Genomic DNA, 5784 nt, shown 5'->3' on the forward strand with positions numbered 1-5784 from the left:
CGGCCAGCGTGTCGCGCCCGGCGAGCACCACCGCCGCCTCGCCCCTGCGGAGCGCCTCGTCCGCGGCGGCGGGGTCCAGCACCCGCACCTCCAGCTCGGGCTCGCCGCGCAGGGCGTCCAGGTGCCGCTCCGCGGCGGTGCCGCGGACCACCGCCAGGGGGAGCCGCTCCTGCGAGGGGCTCCCGAAGGCGAGCCCCAGCCCAACGGCCATGATGATGGGGAAGCCGAAGGTCCAGAACAGGGCCTCCGGCTCGCGCAGGAACTGGCGGATGCGGAGCAGCGTCAGCTCGCGCAGGGGGTGCAGCTCACTCATCGCGCAGCCCCCGTCCGGTGCGGGCCAGGAAGACGTCCTCCAGCGTGGCCTGGTGGGTGCTGAGCGAGGTGAGGCCGCCGCCGCGCGCCTCCACCAGCTCCAGCAGCGCGGGGAGGGCGTGGTGCGGCCCCGCCACGGTGAGCAGGAGGGCGTCGCCGTGCGCGCGCACCTCGGTGACGCCGGGGAGGGCCAGGAGCGCCGCGTGCGGGAGGGAGACGGTGCTCGCGAACTCCACCACGTGCTCCGCGCCGAGCGAGCGGATCAGCTCCCGCGGCGTCCCCTGCACCAGGATCTCCCCGCGGTCCAGGATGGCGATGCGGTCGGAGAGCTTCTCCGCCTCGTCCATGAAGTGGGTGGTCAGCAGCACCGTGCCACCCCCCGCCTTGAACGCCTCCACCACGTCCCAGAGCTGTCGGCGCGACTGCGGGTCCAGCCCGGTGGTGGGCTCGTCCAGGAAGAGCACGTCCGGGGAGCCGGCCAGCGCGCAGGCCACGCTGAGCCGCTGCCGCTGCCCGCCGGAAAGGTCGCGCACCTGGGTGCGCCGCTTCTCGCCCAGCTGCACCAGGGCGATCAGCTCCTCCACCGTGCGTCCGTCCGCGTAGAAGGAGCGGAAGAGGCGGAGCGTCTCCTCCACGCTGAGGCGGTCGGGGAGGTCCGTCTCCTGGAGCTGCACGCCGAGGCGCGCCCGCAGCCGTTCGCCGTGGGCGCGCCAGGTCATCCCCAGGATCTCCACCGTCCCGCCGTCGGGCTCGCGGAGCCCCTCCAGGATCTCGATGGTGGTGGTCTTCCCCGCTCCGTTGGGCCCCAGGAGACCGAAGCACTCCCCCCGCGGCACCTCCAGGTCGAGCGACTTCACCGCCACCGTGTCACCGAAGCGCTTGTGCAGCCCCCGGCAGCGGATCGCCGTCCGGTCCGTCTCCGTATGCTCCTCCACCCGCTCCCGCTCCCGGTTGTCTACCTCTTCAGCGATGAGACGTCGATCTTCCAGAGCCCGTTCAGCATGTCGGACGCGTACAGGCGGTTCCCCACCACCTGCACGCCCCACAACGACACCTGCCCGCCGCCGACGAGCGCCCGCCCCACCTCCCGCCCCATCTTCCCCAGGTCGCAGAGCCGCAGCGTGGTCCCGGTCCGTGCGTCGCGCAGGTCGGTCTTCTGCGCCTCGGTGCAGCTTCCCAGGTCGCCGCGGACGTCCAGGGCCCGAACCCCGCCGTTGTAGTAGGCGGCATAGAAGATCCCGCTGTCCTCGTCCACCCAGAAATTGTGCGTCCCGGCCCCGGGGACGGTGAAGAACGCCACCTCGCGTGCGCCGGCCCAGTCGCCGTTCCCCACGTCCACCACGTGGATGTCGCCGGAGGACGAGACACCGGTCTGGCCGGGCCCCTCCTCGCCGATGAACAGGTAGCGCTTGGCGCCGCCCGGGGCGTGGTACCACCAGACGTTGTGGACCTTGCCGTTTGCGGTCCGGATGTTGGCGAGCTGCACCGGGGCCGCGGGAGTGCCGCCCCGCCCGCCGCCGCCGATGTCCCACACCGTGGTCCCCGCGTTCCACCCGGCGGTGAAGAGGATCCCGTCGCGCACGAACACGTCGTGGGTGAACGGATCTCCCGTCGGCTGGACCCACACCTCGCGCGGGTTGCGCGGGTCGGAGAGGTCCACCGTCACCACCCTGGCGGGGGAGGAGGTGGTCGCGGACAGGAACGCGTACAGCCTGCCGTTCACCCGCGCGACCTCCGCCGTATGCACGCCATTCCGCGTGTTGGCGGTCACCAGGCGCGCGATCTCGGCCGGCTTCGCGGGGTTCGCCAGGTCGTAGATCACGATGGAGCCCTGCCCCTGCTCCGTGGCGACCACCAGGTACCTGCCGTCCTCCGTGACCTGCACGTCGCCCAGCGTCCCCGCGTCGGAGACCACCACGGAGTCCCGGAGCACGGGGGTGTTCCCCGTCACGTCCCACACGTACAGCCGGTTCCCGAGCCCGGTGGCGCCCCGCCGGGACCAGGTGCCCGTGTACGCCCACCCATTGTGCACCCACAGCTCCGAGGTGAAGCGGTCCTGGACGCAGCCCAGCCCCAGCGCCGGGAGGTTGCCACCGGTATTCACCTGCGCGGGGGTGATGGCGCAGGTCGGCTGCTTGTTGCCCGGATCGGGATCGGGCTGGATCTCGGACGGCGAGCCCTCGCAGGCGGCGGCGCCGAGGGCGAGGCAGACGGTGGCGGCTCGCAGGATCCGGTTCATGGGCGGGCCTTTCGCGGGTGCGTTGGGACGGCGCGGCGGGGCCGCGGAGCGTCAGTGGTGACGGGGTCCCGCCTGCGCGGCGCCGTAGCGCCCCATGCGGGTGTGCAGGGCTCCGGCTTCTACACGCATCCCCGCAGAAAGGCTCCACATCCGCTCCGCCCCGTAGAAGTCACGCGGGATGAAGACGGAGCCGGGCCGGGCGGGGGCGGCATGCAGGTGCTGTACCTCCACGAAGGGACGCAGCCGCAGCCCCGCCACCGGGGCGGCCCCCGCGCTGGCGCCGAGCGTCAGCGTGCTCCAGCGGGTGATCCCCAGGATGGAGACGTCGTGGTGAGGCACCGGGGTGCGGAAGGGGTCCAGGAGGCGCTCCCCCTCGGGGCGGTCGGTGCGCTCCCAGCGCGCCGCCACCTCCACCCCCCGCCGCCGCACCGCCCCCTCCGCCAGGAGCGTGGGGAAGGAAAAGGCGCGGGTGAAGCCGCTGTACTCGTCGGTGCGGGCCCACTCCAGCAGGGCGTAGCCGCGCTCCCGCGCACCGCCGCTCCGCTCCCAGCGGAGCGCCGCGCTGTGCTTGCGCTGGTCCAGCACTCCGCCCAACGGGTGCTCCGGGGACTCCAGCCGGGCGTAGCTGGCGGAGGCTTCCAGCCCCGGGACGGGGAGGAGGGTCCCGCGCACCGCCCAGGAGTCGCCGAAGCGCTCCAGGCGCGGGAGGTCGCTCGGCCCCTGCGGCTCGTCTCCGTTGAAGAGCGCCGCCTCCAGCAGCACCGGCCCGCCGCGCACCGCCGCGACGGCGACGGTCCGCTCCAGCACCTGGGCGAGGTGGTGGTTGGCGGGGAACTTCACGAACGGCCGCGACATGGGGTCGTCGGTGCCGAAGGGGACGAACCCCTTCCCCGCCGCGAGCGACACGTCGAGGGCGCCCCCGGCCGGGAGCGGGCGGACCACGGCCATCGCCTCGTGCAGGTACGTGTGCGGATGGCGCCGGTCCACGTACCCCTCGCCCCAGATCCCCGCGTTCAGCTCGCCGCGGCGGAGCGTCCACCCCTCCAGGTTCAGCGTCCCCATGAGCTCCGCCCGCCCCCCGAAGAGGGCGAGGTGCGCCATGACGCTGGGCTGCGTGAGGTACGCCTCCGTGCGCGCCTTGCCGTCGATGGCGGGGTCCGCCCGGGTCACCAGGGGGATCGCCTGCGCGCCCAGGCTCCAGCGCACTCCGCCCTCGGGGGCGGCGCCGTGATGGGGGTGCTCCTGCGCGCCCGCCGCCGTCGCCGCGCCCAGCGCCAGGACGCAGAACGCGAGCGGGCGCCGGAAGCGGACGAGCCGCTCCCGGCGCCCGGAAGACGCTCCCGCGCTCGGGAGGGCGCCGGTCAGGGGCTCCGCAGGTGCTCGGCGAAGAAGGCGGTGGTGCGGTTCCATGCGTCCTGTGCGGCCCGGGCGTCGTACGCCTGGCCGGAGGGGTTGGCGAAGGCGTGGGCCGCCCCGGGGTAGACCACGATCTCGGCGTCCTTGCCCAGCTCCCGCAGCGCGGCCTCCATCTGCCGCACCTGCGCGACCGGGATCCCCCGGTCCTCGGCCCCGAAGAGCCCCAGGAGCGGGGCGTCCAGCCGGGCCAGCTCGGCGCGGTCGGTCACGGGCTGGCCGTAGTACACCACGGCGGCGTCCACCAGCTCCGGCATGAAGAGGGCGGACTGGATGGCCCACCCCCCGCCGAAGCACCAGCCGACGACGCCCAGGCGCCGGGCCCCGCGCCCCTTCAGGTACTCCGCCGCCGCCCGAAGGTTGCGCGCCCCGGACTGCCGGTCCTCCATCACCTCCAGCATCAGGGCGCGGGCCTCGTCCGGGGCGTCCGCCACCTCGCCGCCGTACATGTCCACCGCCAGCGCGGCGTACCCCTCGCCCGCCAGCCGCCGGGCCATGGCCCGGACGTTGTCGTTCAATCCCCACCACTCGTGCACCACCACGATCCCGGGGAGGGCGCCGCGCGCCCCGGCCGGGCGGGCCAGGTACCCGCGGAGCTCCTTCCCCTCCGCGGTGCCGTAGACCACCTCCTCCGCGACCACGTCCTGCCGCGGCGCGGCCGCTGACGCGTTCGCCACCGGGGTGTGCCCCACGTGCTCGCGGGCCATGGCGGCCACGTGGGCGCGGTCGGCGCGGGAAGCGGAGTGGGCCACCGGCCCGCAGGCGGCCAGGAGCGCGAGGAGGAGGAGCAGGGGGCGAGGGCGCATGGACGCGATCTCCATCAGAGGGGGTCGGACGGGCTCACAGGTCGGCGCAGCTCTTCACGATCTGGCGGCAATCCAGGCAGACGAGCTTGCACTTGCGCCACTCGGTGCGCCCGGAGCCGCAGACGTCGCACGACTCGTCGAGCCCCTCGTCCGCTGCGGGGGCGGGCTCCGAGACCGGCTCCGGCGCGTGCCGGTGGGCGTTGATCCGGGCGCACCAGCGCGGGTCGGGTGAGAGCATAGGTGCGAAGTGCGAATGTGCGACGGGTCAGTCCCGGCTCGCCCGCTCGACGACGGTGATCCGCGGGTCGAGCTGGTCCACCTCCTCCTCCCGGCCGTCCTCCCAGCGGACCACGGCGTAGAGCGCCATGGCCTCCACCACCTCCCCCACCACCCCGGACAGGGTCCGCACGGTGTCCCGCTTCATGAAGAAGTGCCGCGATTCCAGCTGTACGCTCATCTCCCTCCGTGTCGGCTCCCGCGCCCGCCCCGCAAGGACGCGGCCGCTCCGCCCGATGTCGCTCCCGCCGGCCGGACCCCGCCCGCGGCTCTCCCTCAAACTTGACGCCGGATCGGGGTCCCCGGCAACTTCCCTGTGGACGCCCCGCGGGACCGCCGGGGCGCAAACCCTTGCTCGCCAGGAGCTACGTGACCAACGACCCGGAAGGCGCGCCCCCGTTCCCCGAGACCGGCCGGCTGACCCTGCGCCTCCTGGGCCCGGAGGACGCGCCGGAGCTCCAGCGGGTGTTCGTGGCGGCGGGAGACTACTTCCTGGGCGTGACCGGCCGCCCGGAGCCGGACCCGGACGCCGCCGAGCGGGAGCTGCGCGGATCCGCGTCCACGCCGGCGCGCGGCGTGGCGCTGGTCTCGCTGCGGGAGACGGGAGAGCCGGTGGGCGCGCTGGGGTGGTGGGCCGGGAACCCCGAGCCCGACATCGCGCTCCTCGGCATGCTGCTGGTGGTCCCGGAGCGGCGCGGCGCCGGGATCGCGCGGGAGGCGCTGGGCGCGGTGGAGGCG

At 74.4% G+C, this 5784-nt stretch carries 8 protein-coding genes; 1 reads left to right on the forward strand and 7 read right to left on the reverse strand.

The window, feature by feature from the left end:
• The 7 genes from VGR37_22940 to VGR37_22970 form a co-directional block, all read right to left on the reverse strand.
• Positions 1–313: hypothetical protein (locus tag VGR37_22940; protein ID HEV2150274.1), on the reverse strand; the 313-nt coding region annotated here is incomplete at its 3' end.
• Positions 306–1247, reverse strand: a complete 942-nt coding sequence (locus tag VGR37_22945) for an ABC transporter ATP-binding protein (protein ID HEV2150275.1) — start codon at positions 1245–1247, stop codon at positions 306–308. The genes VGR37_22945 and VGR37_22940, both read right to left, overlap by 8 nt.
• Before the next feature lie 20 nt (positions 1248–1267).
• Positions 1268–2551 carry a hypothetical protein gene (locus tag VGR37_22950; GenBank protein ID HEV2150276.1) on the reverse strand — a complete coding sequence of 428 codons (1284 nt, stop codon included), beginning with the start codon at positions 2549–2551 and terminating at the stop codon, positions 1268–1270.
• A gap of 51 nt (positions 2552–2602) precedes the next feature.
• Entirely contained in the window at positions 2603–3961 is a 1359-nt protein-coding gene (locus VGR37_22955) for a hypothetical protein (GenBank protein ID HEV2150277.1), read from the reverse strand.
• Positions 3913–4770: a dienelactone hydrolase family protein gene (locus VGR37_22960; protein ID HEV2150278.1), complete on the reverse strand. Its 858-nt coding sequence runs from the start codon at positions 4768–4770 to the stop codon at positions 3913–3915. The genes VGR37_22955 and VGR37_22960 overlap by 49 nt, the downstream gene beginning before the upstream one ends.
• Positions 4771–4804: 34 nt before the next feature.
• Positions 4805–5008 carry a hypothetical protein gene (locus tag VGR37_22965; GenBank protein HEV2150279.1) on the reverse strand — a complete coding sequence of 68 codons (204 nt, stop codon included), beginning with the start codon at positions 5006–5008 and terminating at the stop codon, positions 4805–4807.
• A 27-nt stretch (positions 5009–5035) separates the two neighbouring features.
• Complete coding sequence (locus tag VGR37_22970) at positions 5036–5227, reverse strand: hypothetical protein (protein ID HEV2150280.1); 192 nt, start codon at positions 5225–5227, stop codon at positions 5036–5038.
• A 188-nt stretch (positions 5228–5415) separates the two neighbouring features.
• Between VGR37_22970 and VGR37_22975 the strand changes: the two genes are divergently transcribed.
• Positions 5416–5784, forward strand: a 369-nt coding sequence (locus VGR37_22975; GenBank protein HEV2150281.1) for a GNAT family N-acetyltransferase, incomplete at its 3' end; no start/stop codon positions are given.

The sequence above is a fragment of the Longimicrobiaceae bacterium genome (assembly GCA_035936415.1).
Classification (GTDB): Bacteria; Gemmatimonadota; Gemmatimonadetes; order Longimicrobiales; family Longimicrobiaceae; genus JAFAYN01.